At 66.6% G+C, this 13,937-nt stretch carries 18 protein-coding genes; 12 read left to right on the top strand and 6 right to left on the bottom strand.

Annotated features, from left to right (window positions below; translation table 11 throughout):
• Positions 1-17: 17 nt before the first annotated feature.
• The 4 genes from ISP14_RS17140 to ISP14_RS17125 all read right to left on the bottom strand — a co-directional run bounded on the left by ISP14_RS17140 (position 18) and on the right by ISP14_RS17125 (position 4,154).
• Positions 18-1,220 (bottom strand): HlyD family secretion protein, encoded by a 1,203-nt coding sequence (locus ISP14_RS17140; RefSeq protein ID WP_404542224.1) that lies wholly within the window; start codon positions 1,218-1,220, stop codon positions 18-20.
• Positions 1,217-2,764, bottom strand: a complete 1,548-nt coding sequence (locus ISP14_RS17135; protein WP_404542221.1) for an efflux transporter outer membrane subunit — start codon at positions 2,762-2,764, stop codon at positions 1,217-1,219. Before ISP14_RS17135 ends, ISP14_RS17140 begins: the two co-directional genes overlap by 4 nt.
• Before the next feature lie 11 nt (positions 2,765-2,775).
• Entirely contained in the window at positions 2,776-3,300 is a 525-nt protein-coding gene (locus ISP14_RS17130; protein ID WP_404542219.1) for a MarR family winged helix-turn-helix transcriptional regulator, read from the bottom strand.
• 74 nt (positions 3,301-3,374) lie between these two features.
• A complete protein-coding gene (locus ISP14_RS17125) occupies positions 3,375-4,154 on the bottom strand; it encodes a TatD family hydrolase (RefSeq protein WP_404542217.1) in 780 nt (259 codons plus the stop codon).
• A 192-nt stretch (positions 4,155-4,346) separates the two neighbouring features.
• On the opposite strand from ISP14_RS17125, the gene ISP14_RS17120 reads away from it, so the two are divergent.
• Complete coding sequence (locus ISP14_RS17120; protein ID WP_404542215.1) at positions 4,347-4,946, top strand: glycine zipper 2TM domain-containing protein; 600 nt, start codon at positions 4,347-4,349, stop codon at positions 4,944-4,946.
• A gap of 27 nt (positions 4,947-4,973) precedes the next feature.
• Complete coding sequence (locus tag ISP14_RS17115) at positions 4,974-5,453, top strand: outer membrane lipoprotein (protein ID WP_404542214.1); 480 nt, start codon at positions 4,974-4,976, stop codon at positions 5,451-5,453.
• Between the two features lie 98 nt (positions 5,454-5,551).
• On the opposite strand, the gene ISP14_RS17110 is transcribed toward ISP14_RS17115, so the two are convergent.
• Together ISP14_RS17110 and ygfZ are read right to left on the bottom strand one after the other, a co-directional pair.
• Positions 5,552-5,986: a cell wall hydrolase gene (locus ISP14_RS17110; protein WP_404542212.1), complete on the bottom strand. Its 435-nt coding sequence runs from the start codon at positions 5,984-5,986 to the stop codon at positions 5,552-5,554.
• A 464-nt stretch (positions 5,987-6,450) separates the two neighbouring features.
• Positions 6,451-6,939 (bottom strand): CAF17-like 4Fe-4S cluster assembly/insertion protein YgfZ, encoded by a 489-nt coding sequence (ygfZ, locus tag ISP14_RS17105; protein WP_404542210.1) that lies wholly within the window; start codon positions 6,937-6,939, stop codon positions 6,451-6,453.
• Positions 6,940-6,942: 3 nt separating this feature from the next.
• Between ygfZ and ISP14_RS17100 the strand changes: the two genes are divergently transcribed.
• The 10 genes from ISP14_RS17100 to lolD all read left to right on the top strand — a co-directional run bounded on the left by ISP14_RS17100 (position 6,943) and on the right by lolD (position 13,911).
• The gene (locus tag ISP14_RS17100) at positions 6,943-7,374 is read left to right on the top strand and encodes a hypothetical protein (RefSeq protein ID WP_404542207.1); all 432 of its coding nucleotides are present in this window, start codon (positions 6,943-6,945) and stop codon (positions 7,372-7,374) included.
• Between the two features lie 23 nt (positions 7,375-7,397).
• Positions 7,398-7,565, top strand: a complete 168-nt coding sequence (locus tag ISP14_RS17095; RefSeq protein WP_404542205.1) for a DUF1674 domain-containing protein — start codon at positions 7,398-7,400, stop codon at positions 7,563-7,565.
• A gap of 84 nt (positions 7,566-7,649) precedes the next feature.
• Positions 7,650-8,045, top strand: a complete 396-nt coding sequence (gene sdhC / locus ISP14_RS17090) for a succinate dehydrogenase, cytochrome b556 subunit (protein ID WP_404542204.1) — start codon at positions 7,650-7,652, stop codon at positions 8,043-8,045.
• Positions 8,042-8,437, top strand: coding sequence for a succinate dehydrogenase, hydrophobic membrane anchor protein (sdhD, locus tag ISP14_RS17085; RefSeq protein ID WP_404542201.1), 396 nt, complete (start codon positions 8,042-8,044; stop codon positions 8,435-8,437). Before sdhC ends, sdhD begins: the two co-directional genes overlap by 4 nt.
• A 4-nt stretch (positions 8,438-8,441) precedes the next feature.
• Positions 8,442-10,229 (top strand): succinate dehydrogenase flavoprotein subunit, encoded by a 1,788-nt coding sequence (sdhA, locus tag ISP14_RS17080; RefSeq protein WP_404542199.1) that lies wholly within the window; start codon positions 8,442-8,444, stop codon positions 10,227-10,229.
• A 21-nt stretch (positions 10,230-10,250) separates the two neighbouring features.
• A complete protein-coding gene (locus ISP14_RS17075) occupies positions 10,251-11,030 on the top strand; it encodes a succinate dehydrogenase iron-sulfur subunit (protein WP_404542196.1) in 780 nt (259 codons plus the stop codon).
• A gap of 170 nt (positions 11,031-11,200) precedes the next feature.
• Positions 11,201-11,449 (top strand): FAD assembly factor SdhE, encoded by a 249-nt coding sequence (locus ISP14_RS17070; RefSeq protein WP_404542193.1) that lies wholly within the window; start codon positions 11,201-11,203, stop codon positions 11,447-11,449.
• On the top strand, positions 11,421-11,858 hold the full coding sequence (locus ISP14_RS17065; protein WP_404542190.1) for a hypothetical protein: 438 nt from the start codon (positions 11,421-11,423) through the stop codon (positions 11,856-11,858). The genes ISP14_RS17070 and ISP14_RS17065 overlap by 29 nt, the downstream gene beginning before the upstream one ends.
• Before the next feature lie 105 nt (positions 11,859-11,963).
• Complete coding sequence (locus ISP14_RS17060; RefSeq protein ID WP_404542187.1) at positions 11,964-13,205, top strand: lipoprotein-releasing ABC transporter permease subunit; 1,242 nt, start codon at positions 11,964-11,966, stop codon at positions 13,203-13,205.
• The gene (gene lolD, locus ISP14_RS17055) at positions 13,198-13,911 is read left to right on the top strand and encodes a lipoprotein-releasing ABC transporter ATP-binding protein LolD (RefSeq protein WP_404542184.1); all 714 of its coding nucleotides are present in this window, start codon (positions 13,198-13,200) and stop codon (positions 13,909-13,911) included. The genes ISP14_RS17060 and lolD overlap by 8 nt, the downstream gene beginning before the upstream one ends.
• The last annotated feature ends 26 nt before the right edge of the window (positions 13,912-13,937 follow it).

The raw sequence follows: 13,937 nt of genomic DNA, 5'->3' as shown, positions 1-13,937 counted from the left end.
TGGGCTCGTGGGCTCGGTCAGCGCGACGGGCTGGCGGTGTCGAGGTTGGCTTCGATCACCTTCTCGGCCTCGGCGTCGGCCTGGCTGGCGATACGGTCGTACACCGTGGTCTCGGCGGCCGGCAATGCGGGGCCGGCGGCCAGCACCTTGCCCTGGTCATGGCTGATGTCGACGGTGACGTCGGCGGACAAGCCCACGCGCAACGGGTTCTGGTCCAGTTCCTTGTCGTCCAGTGCGATACGCACCGGCACGCGCTGCACCACCTTGATCCAGTTGCCGGTGGCGTTCTGCGCGGGCAGCAGCGAGAACACGCTGCCGGTGCCGGCGCCGAGGCCGATCACCTTGCCGCGGTATTCCACCTTGTCGCCGTAGAGGTCGGTGGTGATCTTTACCGGCTGGCCGATGCGGATGTGGCGCAGCTGGTTTTCCTTGAAGTTCGCGTCCACCCACAGGTCGTGCAGCGGCACCACGCTCATCAGCGACTGGCCGGGTGCCACGCTGTTGCCCAGTTGCACGCTGCGCTCGGCCACGTAACCGGACACCGGTGCCACGATGGTGTTGCGCTGGGCGGCCACCCAGGCGGCGCGGAAGTTCGCGCGCGCCTGCTGCACGGCGGGATTGCCGGCAATGTCGGTGCCGGCGATGGCGGCATGCGCCGCCTTGGCCTGGGCCTGGGCCGCATCCAGCGCGGCCTGCGCGCCAGCCACGGCGTCGCGCAGGTGCTGCACGATCTCGGGCGACTCGGCTTGCGCGGCCACCAGCGGCAGGTGGCGCTTCAGGTCGGCCTGGGCTTTGGCGAGATCCACTTTGCGCGCGGCCACCGCGGCGTCGGCGCCGCTGGCGCTGTCGGTCTGCCCGCGCACCTGGCGCACCGCAAGCGCCAGCGCGCTGCGGGCCTGGCGCAGGCGTACGTCGCCATCGGTGGGGTCGAGGCGCACCAGCACCTGGCCGGCATCGACATGCTCGGTGTTGTCGGCCAGCACCGCGACCACAGTGCCGGGCACCTGGGCGGAAATGCCTACCAGATTGCCGCCCACGTAGGCGTTGTCGGTGCTCTCGCGGGTGGAGAGCACGAAGAACCAGAGCAGGAACCAGGCCAGCGCGGCCAGGATGAATACCAAGGTCACGATCAGCAGCGCACGCCGGCGCTTGGGCGGATCCTTGGCGGCGAGACCGCTGTCGTTGCGGTCCTGCGGCAGGGCGGACTCGGTGGCGCTCATGGGCGGGGACTCCGGCTGGCGTTCTTGGAAGATGAGGTATCGGACGATGGGGTCGGGGAAGGCGGCGCGGTGCCGGCGGCATCGGCGGGGATGCGGTAGCCGCCGCCCAAGGCCTTGATCAAGGCAAGGTCGGTGCTCAACGCCTGCGCGTGCAAGGTGATGGCCTGGTCCTGCTGCTGCAGCAATTGAGCCTGCGCGGCGAGACCTTCACGGGCATCGCGCACGCCACGGCGCAGGCGAGCCTCGGCATTGGCGACGAGATGTTCGTTGGCGCCGACCTGACGTTCCTGCTGCTGGCGATTCGTGTCCAACTGCTCGGCGGCCAGGGCCTGACTGGCAACCTCGCGCGCGGCGTGGAACACGGCGGCGTTGTACTGCGCCACCGCATCGTCGAGCTGGGCGCGACTGATGCCGTAGGCCGCCTTCAGGCGGCCGCCTTCGAAGATCGGCAAGTGCAGCGCGGGCGTGATGCCGAACACGCGGCTGCCAGCGCTGAATACGTTGCCCAGATCGCCGGAGCTGCCGCCGCCGAACAGCGCCGGCGCACCCTGGTTGGTGCTGGACAGCCCGGCCATCGCGGTGATGCTGAAGTCGGGGAAGTACTGTGCGCGCGCCACGTCGGTCTGTTTCAGTGCCGCCTCCACCTGCCAGCGGCTGGCGGCGATGTCCGGACGGCGAGCGACCAGATCGAGTCCGGCGTCGGCGGGCAGCGCACCGCTGATGGCGGGCAGCGGCCGTGGCGAAAGCGCGGGCAATTGCGCGGGCGCCACGCCGAGCAGCGCGGCGAGCGCCACCTTGCGGATCTGCGCAGAACCCTGCAGTGCGGTCTGCATCTGCTCCACGGCGGCCACGCGCGCATGCGCTTCCTGTACGGCGTCGGGCAGGTCCACGCCTTGCCGCACGCGCAGCTCGGCGATCTGCAGCAGGTGCTGTTGCACGGCTAGCGCCTGCTGGGCCAACGCCAGCCGCGCCTCGTCGGCCAGCCAGCCGAAATAGGTGTCGGCGACCGAGCTCTGGATCGTCAGCGCCGCTGCACTGCGTTGCGCCTCGGCGGCGTGCGCCTGGTCCAGCGCGCTTTCGATCGCAGCGCGCTTCTTGCCCCACCAGTCGAAGTCGTACTGGAATTGCACGCCGAGATCGGCCTGGTTGTACCAGGTAAAGCCGAGCAGTTGCGGCGGCATCAGGCCGTGTTCGCTCAGGCGCTGCCGGCTCACCTGCGCGCTGCCGTTGATGCTGAGTCCGGCCTGCGCGGCGGCGAGCTTCACCGACTGTTCGGCGGTGAGTACGCGACTCTGCGCCTGGGCGAGATCGGGCGACTGTTGCAGCGCGGTCGCCATCAGCTCGTCGAGCAGCGGGTCGTCGTAGGCGCGCCACCAATCGGTGGCCGGCCAGCCGGCGCGAGTGGGTGCGGACAGGCCAGCCAGGGGTACGTCGTCGCGCAGCGCGGGATGCTGCAGCTTCGGCGGCGCGAACGCGCAGCCGGCGAGCGTCAGCGCAACGGCTAAGGCCAGCGCCGCGCGCGGGCGGGGCGGGGTGAAGGTCATCGCGGGCTCCTTCACGACGCGTCGTCCGCGTCGAGCTGGTCGAGGTTCCTGGCGAGCTTGCGCAGGAGGCGGCTGAGCTGGTTGCGTTCGGTGGCGCTGAAGCCGGCGAACATCGCTTCCACGCGGGGAAACATCGGCGGCAGTATCTTCAGTACGAAGCGGCGGCCGGCGGGGGTTATGCGGATCAGCACGCGGCGGCGATCCTCGGCGCTGGCGCCGCGCGAGATCAGACCGCGCTTCACCAGCGTGTTGCCGATGCGGGTCATGTTGGTGCTGCCCTGCGAGGTGAATTCGCACAGCTCGCCCGGCGTGGAGCTGCCGTCCGGGCGGCTGTACAGGATCATCAGGGTGAGGAATTCGCTGTGGTTGAGCTGGTGCGGCTTGAGCTTTTCTTCCAGCCCTTCGTCCATGCGCGCACCCACCATCGCCATCAGTCGGCACAGCGTGGCCTGTTCGGCGGGCAATTGGGGGACGACTTCGTGCATCCGACCGATGCCTTCGTCCATCATCGCGATGCAGTCGCGTAGCTGAGCCATTTCATCAGTTCATATTTCACTGGTGAAGTAAATGCTGACGCAGATGGAAGTGCAGTGCAAGTGCCGCGTGGCGATCAGGCGGATCCGGGGTCGGGCAGGCGGAACAGGCGGCGGGTGTTCGCGGCGGTGGCGGCGGCCACGGCATGCTCCGGTTCGTCGCGCAGCGCCGCCACGCAGCGAAGTATGTCGGCGACGCGCGCCGGTTCGTTGCGTTGGCCGCGATGGTTTGCGTCGGGTTGATCGGGCGCGTCGCTTTCCAGCAGCAGGAACTCGATGGGCATGTGCGCCACGATGCGACGCAGGCGTTGCGCCCGTTCGTAGGTCACCGGCCCGCCGATGCCGATCAGGAAGCCAAGTTGCCACAGTCGTTGCGCCTGTTCCTCGCTGCCGGAGAAGCTGTGCACCACGCCGCGCACGCCGGGATGGCGGCGCAGGGTGAGGATCACTTCTTCCAGCGCCTGCCGTGCATGCACGATCACAGGCAGGTCGAGCGTGCGCGTCACGGCCAGCTGTTGCGTGAAGTAGTTGCGTTGCAACCCGGGATCCAGTTCGTCGAGGTGGAAATCCAGGCCGATCTCGCCGATCGCCACGGCGGCATGCGTCTCGCACCATGCCAACAAGGCGTCGACATCGCCGGGTGCATGCTGATTCAGATACAGCGGGTGCAGGCCGTAGGCGGGGAACAGCGCGTGCGGGTGCGCGGCGCACAGTTCGCGGATACGCGTCCAGCTGGAGGCATCCACGGCGGGCACTACCATCTGGCCGACCCCGGCGTCGCGGGCGCGCTGCAGCACCTGGGCGCGGTCGGTATCGAAGGCGCGGTCGTCAAGATGGACGTGGCTGTCGGCAAGCACGGGCGTGATGTGTCTCTCGTTTCCTGATGCCGGGCGGCAACGCCGGCTGAAGTGGTCTTGGCGTGAAGTTATTGTAATAACGATGGTCTAGCCGGTATTCAGATTCGTGAATGTTCAATGGCGCTGCGGATCGTACGCGGGTGCAAACTACACACGCGTTCTGGCCGGAAACACTGACAGAGGAGGAAGGTCATGAAAAGCTTGATGGTCAATGCACTCAATGTGGGGATCGCGGCTGCGCTGGCGGTTGGTTTGTCGGCGTGCAACCGCAGTGCCGATGCCGGTACGCAGGGTGCGCAAGCGGCAGCTTCGGCACCCGCGCCCATGCAGCAGCCGGCGCAGCCTGCTGGCCCGCAGTACGCCCAGGTGGTCAGCGTGACGCCGGTGCGTTCGACGAGCTCGCCGCACGAAGTGTGCCGCGACGAAGTGGTGAATCACACGGCGCCGCCTAAGGATCAGCACAACATCGCCGGCACCGCGATCGGCGCCGTCGCCGGTGGCTTGCTCGGCCATATGGTCGGCGGCGGCAAGGGCAATACCCTGGCCACGGTGGCGGGTGCGGTGGGCGGTGGCTACGCCGGCAACCGTATCGAGAATGCGCACCACCAGCCGCAGGTGACTTCCTCGGTCCAGCGCCGCTGCAGCACGGTGGCGGGCGGCGGCGACAAGATCGTCGGTTACGACGTGCAATACGTGTACAACGGCGTCACCCGTACCACGCGCATGGACCACGATCCGGGCGATCGTGTACAGGTGCAGGAAGGTGTGACCGCCGTTTCGGATGCCCGCTGATTTCACGGTCCTCGAAGGAGCGGCGCAATGAACACTTTCATGCGTGGCATTCTCCCGGCGGCCGTGCTTGCGGCGGGGCTGGCGCTGGCCGGCTGCGCCACGGGCCCGGGTTACAGCCAGGGCGGCTATCAGCAGGGTTACGGCCAGGGCTATAGCCGCTGCCAGCAGGGTTGCGGTGTGGTAGAGGACGTGCGTCCGGTGTACATCGACAATGGCAACCCGAATGGCGGCACGCTGGGTGCCGTGATCGGTGCGGTGGCCGGCGGTGTGCTTGGCAGCACCATCGGCAAGGGTAACGGCCGCACGGCCGCCACGGTGGTGGGTGCGGTGGCCGGCGGCGTTGTCGGCAACCAGATCGGCCAGAACTCCGGCGGCGGCAGCAACGCGTGGCGCATCGTGGTGCGGCTGGACAACGGCCAGTACGCCACGGTGACGCAGCGCGACGATCCTCGGGTGCGCAACGGCGATTACGTGCAGATCGTCAATGGAAGCGTCTATCCGATGTGACGCTTGGGTGTTTTCATTGGTGGATGCATAGACGTCTGGACGTCTAAATGAAAAGGCCCTCGAAAGAGGGCCTTTTTTCTGCACCGTCGCCGCCGGTTTCAGTTCACGGCGTAGAAGGTGTGGTCGCCGATGGTGATCGCCGGCTTGTTGTGCGACCACGCCGGCGCCACCGCTGCGGTGGCGAAGTGATCGGCGCGCGGCACCAGCATGCGGCGCTTGTTCACCGGCAGTTGCCAGTCGTGGATCGTGCGGCCGGCGATTTCCCAGGCCTTGTGGAAGGCGTCGACGTTGTCGATTTCGAACGAGCCAGGCGTAGTGGTGGTGGCGAACTGATGCGGCGCCGTCACGACCTGGCATACCGTGTCGCCCCATTGCCCGCGTTCGCGGCGACGCATCGCCACTTCGGCTACGGCCATCTGGCCGATGGTGGGCTGGCTTCGTGCCTCCAGGTACACCGTCGTTGCCAGGCAAGCCTGGCTGGCGACGGGTTGTGGCATCAAGGTGGTCAGCCACAACAACATGGAAAGTTTCATTGTCTGCCTCCAGCGTGCTGTACGCGCAGACGAGTGATTTGTCTGACGCGCCGTTGCGGTGGACGGGCGGGCAGGCCGTTCCACCTGGATTGATCGCACGGCCGAAACTTGTGGCTGTGCGAATGCCACGGGATTGTGGCGTTTCGAGCGGCGGCATTCGGTGCCGATCGAGGGATGTTGCCGAGGCGCTGCGCGACGTCTGTGCCGTGTAGCCTGCAACGAATTCCGCACTCAGGCGGTTGTTCCATCCGACGATCTTCGCCGGGTCGCGCCGATACGGAATCTTCCGTTTCGTCGCGTGTTTCGGCAGCCGTGTTGGCGGGTGCCGCAATGAAAGTGTTGGCGGAGCCTAACGGTGGATTTTTCTCACGGCAAGTGCCAGGCCTTCCGGATTCAACGTGCGCTCATACAAAACGTCGACAAAAATGAACAACTGTTCACGAAAACGTGACGATGCATGCGTATCAGTTTTCCCAACGATGTTGCATGCACAACATCAGACCATCGTCGAGTTGCAATGTGGTGTTCTCTGCAGCGGTCGACATGACGTCGTCGCTCAACACAGCGAGTGCATCGATATCGTTGATATCGTTCCTGTCATCGACGACATCAAGCAGCATGCCGATATCGTTTCCGTCGCGATACAGGATGTCGCCAGGCGCAGCGCTCCGTGTCAGACGCAGCTTGCATAGATGCCGCTTGTGGCCGCCGCGCCAATGCAGGCGCGCGACGATTTCCTGTCCGGGGTAGCAGCCTTTGTCGATGGCGACCGCTTGCAGGCGGTACAGCGACAGCGCAGGCGGCAGCAACGCATCCAGCGCGGATGGCGGCAGCCACGGCCAGCCGAGTTGCAACTGCAGCGACTGCCATGCTGTGTCGTTCTCGCCATCGGCGGTGAGGCGCAGGCTGTGCGTGTCGCAGCCAAGCGCGATGACGTCGGTGTCGACCTGCACGGCATGCAACGGCAAAGCGGCTCCAGTGGCTATCGCGCGCCACGGTGCTACCTGCAGGGTGAGTCGGGAGCGGAACACGAAACGACGCAAGGCTTCGCTCAATGCTGCCGCTTCGCCGCCGCGCAGCAGCAACAGCAGGCGGTGTTCGTCCAGCCGCGCCAGGTGGAACAGGGCACGTACACGGCCTTGTGCGCTCAGCCAAGCGCTGAATTGCCAGGCGCCGACGGCAAGCGATGGGAGGTTGCTGCTGAATTGCGCTTGCGCAAAGGCGAGCGCGTCGGGCCCTTCGATCAGCAGGGTTTCGGCGTGGCGGGGAGTCGGCATAGGGCAGTCAAGATGCGGCCGGCGATGGCGGAGCGCAAGTCATCGCGGCGCGAAGCGCATACAGCGCTCGCGGCATTCGTCAAGGTTGTGCGGCACTGCGGCAAGTATTAACCTTCCGCCGCTTGTTAACGACCATGTCCGACACTTCCCGCCCAACCGAATCCAGGCCCGTTTCCGCTCCGGCGGAACCCGTGGCCGTGCCTGCGCGACCGGCGGGGGAGAAGGCGGCGGCGGAGCGACCGGCGCTCGACCCCACGCGCTACGGCGACTGGGAAAAGAACGGGCGCTGTATCGACTTCTGATACGTCGCGTGGCGGCATCCGTCGTTGCGCGCGTGCGGTTTCGGCTTGGCAGACAGATCAGCGATTCCACCCAGGATAGCCGCCATGGCAGACACGCGACGACCGCTCTCTCCGCATCTACAGATCTACAAGTGGCAAGTGCAGATGATGACCTCCATCCTGCATCGCGCCACCGGCATCGCGCTGGCCGTGGGCACGCTGCTCGTGGTCTGGGGCCTGCTCTCGCTGGCTGCGGGCGAGGCCGCTTTCAACCAGTTCAAGATCTGCATGGGCAGCCCGCTGGGGATCATCCTGCTGGTCGGCTGGAGCTGGGCGCTGTTCTATCACCTGTGCAACGGCATCCGTCACCTGGTGCAGGACACCGGCGCGGGCTATGCCATTCCGCAGTTCGTGCGTTCGAGCTGGCTGTCGGTGATCGTCAGCCTGCTGCTGGTGATCCTGGTCTGGGCCTATGTGCTGACCGCCGGAGGTGCCGCATGAGCACGAACGCGAAGGACTTGCGCAACCCGCTGAAGCGCGCGCGCGGCCTCGGCTCGGCGCAGTCGGGCGTGGGCCACTGGTGGACGCAGCGCGTCACCGCGGCCGCCCTGGTTCTGCTCGGCCTGTGGTTCGTGGCCACGGTGCTCTGCCTGCTGCACGCCGACTACGCCACGGCGAAAGCCGCGGTGGCGAAGCCGTGGAACGCGCTGCTGCTGATCGTGTTCGTGATCACCATGTTCTGGCATGCCGTGCTCGGCCTGCAGGTGGTGATCGAAGATTACGTGCATACCCGCTGGAAGGAAGTGGTCCTGCTGGTGGCGATCAAGTTCCTCGCGGTGCTGGGCGCGCTCGCGGGCGTGCTGGCCGTGCTGCGCATCGCATTGGGAGTTTGAGACCGTGGAAAGCTACAAGATCCAGCAGCACAAGTTCGACGTGATCGTGGTCGGCGCCGGCGGCGCGGGCCTGCGCGCCACCTTCGGCCTGGCCGAGAAGGGCCTGAAGACCGCGTGCATCACCAAGGTGTTCCCGACCCGCTCGCACACCGTGGCGGCGCAGGGCGGCATTGCCGCCGCGCTCGGCAACATGGGCGAGGACGACTGGCGCTTCCACTTCTACGACACCATCAAGGGTTCGGACTGGCTGGGCGACCAGGACGCCATCGAGTACATGTGCCGCGAGGCCATCCCCTCGATCTACGAACTGGAACACTACGGCGTGCCGTTCTCGCGCACCGACGAAGGCCGCATCTATCAGCGTCCGTTCGGCGGCATGACCACGCACTACGGCAAGGGCACCGCGCAGCGCACCTGCGCCGCCGCCGACCGCACCGGCCACGCCATCCTGCACACGCTGTACCAGCAAGCGCTGGCGCACGACGCCACCTTCTTCATCGAATACTTCGCCATCGACCTGATCTTCGATGACGAAGGCGTCTGCCGCGGCGTGCTCGCGCTGGACATGAACGAGGGCACGCTGCACCTGTTCCGCGGCCAGGCCGTGGTGCTGGCCACCGGCGGCTACGGCCGCGCCTACTTCAGCGCTACCTCGGCGCACACTTGCACCGGCGACGGCGGCGGCATGGTGCTGCGCGCCGGCCTGGCGCTGCAGGACCTGGAATTCGTGCAGTTCCATCCCACCGGCATCTACGGCGCGGGCTGCCTGATCACCGAGGGCGTGCGCGGCGAAGGCGGCTACCTCACCAACTCCAAGGGCGAGCGCTTCATGGAGCGCTACGCGCCCAGCGCGAAGGACCTGGCCTCGCGCGACGTGGTCAGCCGCGCCATCACCATCGAGGTGCGCGAAGGCCGCGGCGTGGGCGAGCACAAGGACCACGCCTTCCTCAACCTGATGCACCTCGGCCCCGAGGTGATCCACGAGCGCCTGCCGGGTATCGCCGAGTCGGCGCGTATCTTCGCCGGCGTGGACGTGACCAAGGAGCCGATCCCGATCCTGCCCACCGTGCACTACAACATGGGCGGCATCCCGACCAACTACCACGGTGAAGTGGTGCAGAAGAAAGGCGACGACGTCGACGCCGTGGTGCCGGGCCTGTTCGCCATCGGCGAGGCGGCCTGCGTGTCCGTGCACGGCGCCAACCGCCTGGGTTCCAACTCGCTGCTGGACCTGGTGGTGTTCGGCCGTGCGGTGTCGCACCGCTGCGCGGAGATCATCAAGCCGGGCGCGGCGCACAAGGATCTGCCGGCCAGCGCGCTGGACAAGGCGCTGGCCCGCTTCGACGGCCTGCGCCATGCCGACGGCGAGCTGCCGACCGCGAAGATCCGCCTCGACATGCAGCGCACCATGCAGACCGACGCAGCGGTGTTCCGCACCGGCGAGAGCCTCAAGGAAGGCTGCACCAAGATCGACGCGGTGCACGCCTCGTTCAAGCACGTGCGCACCAGCGATCGTTCGCTGGTGTGGAATTCCGACCTGATCGAGACGCTGGAACTGGCCAACCTGCTCGACCAGGCGGTGGGCACCATGCATTCGGCCGAGCAGCGTCCGGAAAGCCGCGGCGCCCACGCGCGCGAGGACTTCCCCGACCGCAACGACGCCGAGTGGATGAAGCACACCCTGGTGAAGGTGGACGAGAACGGCAAGGTTGGCTTCGACTACCGCCCGGTGCACATGTACACCTTGACCGACGAGGTCGAGGTGGTGCCGCCGAAGAAGCGCGTCTACTGATAACCGGACTGGAGAGCCACTGTGGCCGAGTTTTCGCTACCCAAGAATTCCAAGATCCAGCCGGGCAAGCACTTTCCGGCGAAGGATGCGAAGAAGCCCCGCACCTTCCGCGTCTACCGCTGGAACCCGGACGACGGCCAGAACCCGCGCATCGACACCTATGAGGTGGACATGGCCGCGTGCGGCCCGATGGTTCTGGACGCGCTGCTGAAGATCAAGAACGAGATCGATCCGACGCTGACCTTGCGCCGTTCCTGCCGCGAGGGCATCTGCGGCTCGTGCGCGATGAACATCGACGGCACCAACACGCTGGCCTGCATCTGCGCCGTCGACCATGTCGCGTCCGGCGACGTGAAGATCTACCCGCTGCCGCACATGCCGGTGGTGAAGGACCTGGTGCCGGACCTCACCCATTTCTACGCGCAGTTTGCCTCGATCAAGCCGTGGATGCGCACGCAGAGCGCCACCCCGGACCGCGAGCGCCTGCAGTCGCCGGAAGACCGCAAGAAGCTCGACGGCCTGTACGAGTGCATCCTGTGCGCTTGCTGCTCCACGAGCTGCCCCAGCTACTGGTGGAACGGCGACCGCTACCTCGGCCCGGCGATCCTGTTGCAGGCCTACCGCTGGATCGTGGACAGCCGCGACGAAGACACCGGCGCCCGTCTGGACGACCTGGAAGATCCGTTCAAGCTGTACCGCTGCCACACCATCATGAACTGCGCGCGCACCTGCCCGAAGGGCCTGAACCCGGCCAAGGCGATCGCGGAGATCAAGAAGCTGATGGTGGAGCGCCGCACCTGATGTTTTCCCTCTCCCCTTTGGGGAGAGGGCAGGGTGAGGGGCGAGGGCTTGCGAGAAAGTTGATCGAGGAAGATTTTTCGATGATGGTTCGGCGCAAGATTGGCCCCTCACTTCAATCCTCTCCCCGCAGGGGAGAGGAGGCAAAGGAGGCGCTACGCGCGCTTTGATCTATGGACGCTGCCCGCATCAAACGTTTGCGCTGGCGCACCCGCCGCGGCACCCGCGAGCTGGACGCGCTGTTCGGCGGCTGGCTGGACGAAGCCTTCCCGCACGCCGACGAGGCAACGCAGCAAGCCTTCGACGAACTGCTAGACGTGCAGGACCCCGACCTGTGGGACTGGGTGATGGGCCATGCCAAGGCGCCGCGCGCGGACTGGCAGGCGATCATCGATGACATCCGCGCCCGCCATCGGCTTTGAATACCGCCCCTCGCGCTGGCTGCCACGCTTGCTGTGGCTGCTGGCGGTGCTGGCCTTGCTTGCCACTGCGTCCTGCGGCTTGCCGCTCGGGTTGAAACTCGCCATGGCGACGTTGCTGGTCGCCCTGGTGTTCCGCGCCGTACGGCGCCACCGCACCTCACGGGTGGCGGCAGCCGGTTGGGGCGGCGAGGGCGGCTGGAGCCTGCACCTCGCCGACCATGGCGACATACCGGCCAAGCTGGCCTCGTTCCGCGTTCTGGGCGAATGCATCCTGCTGCGCCTGCGCACGACGTCGCTGGGCGAGCAGGCCTTGCTGCTGGCACCCGACAACAGCGACGCGGACATCCGCCGCCGGTTGCGCATGCGTCTGGCCACGGTGCAGGCGGGACAGGACATGCCGGACGCTTGAACCCCCGCTTTCCGGGGCACTCCGGCACGCCTGCGTTGTCTGTGCGAATGCCGGATAATGCCGGTTCCCTCGGGCGAGCCGCCCTTCCTTACCCAGCGACCGCCCATGTTCCGACCGCTAGAGCTTTTCATCGGCCTGCGCTACACCCGCGCCAAACGGCGCAACCAGTTCATCTCCTTCATCTCTGCCGTTTCCATCGTCTGCATCTCGATGAGCGTGATCGCGATCATCACCGTGATGTCGGTGATGAATGGTTTTGGCTATCAGATGAAGACGCGCATCCTCGGCGCGATCTCGCACGCCACCATCTCGGGCATCGGCCAAAGCATGGAAGACTGGCCGCGCGCCCTGAAAATCGCCCAGTCCAATCCGCACGTGAAGGGCGCCGCGCCTTACGTGGAAATCCAGGCACTGCTGCAAGGCCGGGCGACGGCCGGTGCGATGGTGCGCGGCATCGATCCGTCCCTGGAGCCCAAGGTGGTCGACATCGGCCAGCACATGGTGCACGGCAAACTCGACGCGCTCACGCCGGGCAGCTGGAACATCGTGCTGGGGCAGGATCTCGCCACCCAGCTTGGCGTGAGCGTCGGCGACCAGGTGGTGATGGCGGTGTCGGAAATGCGCGCCACCCCGTTCGGCGGCGTACCGCGCATGCGCGGCTTCCACGTGGTGGGCACCTTCACCATGGGCATGGAGCAGTTCGACTCCGGCCTCGCGCTGGTCAACATCGAGGATGCCGAGAAGCTCAACAGCCTGAGCGGCCCCAGCGGCATCCGCCTGAAGCTGGACGATCTCTTCAATGCCCGGCCGGTGGCGCACGAACTGGCCGACCAACTGGGCCAGATCTATCGGGTGCGGACCTGGGACCAGGACAACGCCAACCTGTTCTCCGCGCTGTCGATGGAGAAGCTGGTGATGTTCATCATCTTGTCGCTGATCATCCTGGTGGCGGTGATCAACCTGATCTCGATGCTGATGATGCTGGTCACCGACAAGCAGGCCGACATCGCCATCCTGCGCACCCTGGGCGCCACGCCGCGCAGCATCATGAGCATGTTCATGGTGCAGGGCGTGCTGGTAGGCCTGGTGGGCATCGGCTTCGGCGTGGGGCTGGGCGCGCTGCTGTCGTGGAAGCTGCCGGGCATCGTGAAGGTGATCGAGCACGTCTTCCACGTGCAGTTCCTGTCGCCGGACGTGTACTACATCAGCGAAGTGCCCAGCCGGCTGGACTGGCAGGACGTGGGCTGGGTGGCCCTGGTCACCTTCGCGTTCTCGCTGCTGGCCACCTTGTATCCCGCGTGGCGCGCTTCGCGCACGCAGCCGGCGCAGGCGCTGCGCTATGAGTGAGAAGAGCCCGATGCCGTCGAACGTACCCGTGCTGCGCGCCCATCGCGTCGCCAAGACCTACGCCGAGGGTGGCCTGCACACCGAGGTGCTCTCCGACGTCAGCTTCGAGCTGAAGCGTGGCGAGACCATGGCCATCGTGGGCGCCTCCGGCACCGGCAAGAGCACCTTGCTGCACATCCTGGGCGGGCTGGACACGCTCAGCGCCGGCGAGGTGGAGGTGGATGGCCACCAGCTGTCGAAGCTCTCCGACGCCGAGCGCGGCCGCGTGCGCAACCGTTCGCTGGGCTTCGTCTACCAGTTCCACCACTTGTTGCCCGAGTTCACCGCGCTGGAGAACGTGTGCATGCCGCTGCTGATCCGCGGCACCGCGATCGCCGAGGCACAGAAGCAGGCCATGGCTCTGCTGGAGCGGGTGGGATTGGCTGCGCGCATCCACCACAAGCCGGCCGAGCTTTCTGGCGGTGAACGCCAGCGTTGCGCCGTGGCGCGCGCACTGGTGACCCGGCCCGCCTGCGTGCTGGGCGACGAACCCACCGGCAATCTCGACGAGGGCAATGCCGCCCAGGTCTATGCGCTGATGCTGGAACTCAATCGCGAGATCGGCACCAGCTTCATCCTGGTCACCCACGACCATCGCCTCGCGGCGCGGATGGACCGCACCCTGGTGTTGCATGGCGGTGTGTTGCGCGAAAAACCGCGCGACTAAAGGCCGGCCCGCGCAGCGGGCCAGCC

It is taken from the genome of Dyella agri (genome assembly GCF_044904705.1).
GTDB classification, from domain to species: Bacteria; Pseudomonadota; Gammaproteobacteria; order Xanthomonadales; family Rhodanobacteraceae; genus Rhodanobacter_A; species Rhodanobacter_A agri.
The sequence above is the reverse complement of the archived record's forward strand: the minus strand, read 5'-3'. Positions and strand labels throughout refer to the sequence as shown.

What these genes read in the sequence shown, in the direction of transcription:
- ISP14_RS17140 (WP_404542224.1), bottom strand. Translation starts at nt 1,220, where the DNA reads ATGAGCGCCACCGAGTCCGCCCTGCCGCAGGACCGCAACGACAGCGGT.
- ISP14_RS17135 (WP_404542221.1), bottom strand. Translation starts at nt 2,764, where the DNA reads ATGACCTTCACCCCGCCCCGCCCGCGCGCGGCGCTGGCCTTAGCCGTT.
- ISP14_RS17130 (WP_404542219.1), bottom strand. Translation starts at nt 3,300, where the DNA reads ATGGCTCAGCTACGCGACTGCATCGCGATGATGGACGAAGGCATCGGT.
- ISP14_RS17120 (WP_404542215.1), top strand. Translation starts at nt 4,347, where the DNA reads ATGAAAAGCTTGATGGTCAATGCACTCAATGTGGGGATCGCGGCTGCG.
- ISP14_RS17115 (WP_404542214.1), top strand. Translation starts at nt 4,974, where the DNA reads ATGAACACTTTCATGCGTGGCATTCTCCCGGCGGCCGTGCTTGCGGCG.
- ISP14_RS17110 (WP_404542212.1), bottom strand. Translation starts at nt 5,986, where the DNA reads ATGAAACTTTCCATGTTGTTGTGGCTGACCACCTTGATGCCACAACCC.
- ISP14_RS17100 (WP_404542207.1), top strand. Translation starts at nt 6,943, where the DNA reads ATGCAACGGCAAAGCGGCTCCAGTGGCTATCGCGCGCCACGGTGCTAC.
- ISP14_RS17095 (WP_404542205.1), top strand. Translation starts at nt 7,398, where the DNA reads ATGTCCGACACTTCCCGCCCAACCGAATCCAGGCCCGTTTCCGCTCCG.
- sdhC (WP_404542204.1), top strand. Translation starts at nt 7,650, where the DNA reads ATGGCAGACACGCGACGACCGCTCTCTCCGCATCTACAGATCTACAAG.
- sdhD (WP_404542201.1), top strand. Translation starts at nt 8,042, where the DNA reads ATGAGCACGAACGCGAAGGACTTGCGCAACCCGCTGAAGCGCGCGCGC.
- ISP14_RS17070 (WP_404542193.1), top strand. Translation starts at nt 11,201, where the DNA reads ATGGACGCTGCCCGCATCAAACGTTTGCGCTGGCGCACCCGCCGCGGC.
- ISP14_RS17065 (WP_404542190.1), top strand. Translation starts at nt 11,421, where the DNA reads ATGACATCCGCGCCCGCCATCGGCTTTGAATACCGCCCCTCGCGCTGG.
- ISP14_RS17060 (WP_404542187.1), top strand. Translation starts at nt 11,964, where the DNA reads ATGTTCCGACCGCTAGAGCTTTTCATCGGCCTGCGCTACACCCGCGCC.
- lolD (WP_404542184.1), top strand. Translation starts at nt 13,198, where the DNA reads ATGAGTGAGAAGAGCCCGATGCCGTCGAACGTACCCGTGCTGCGCGCC.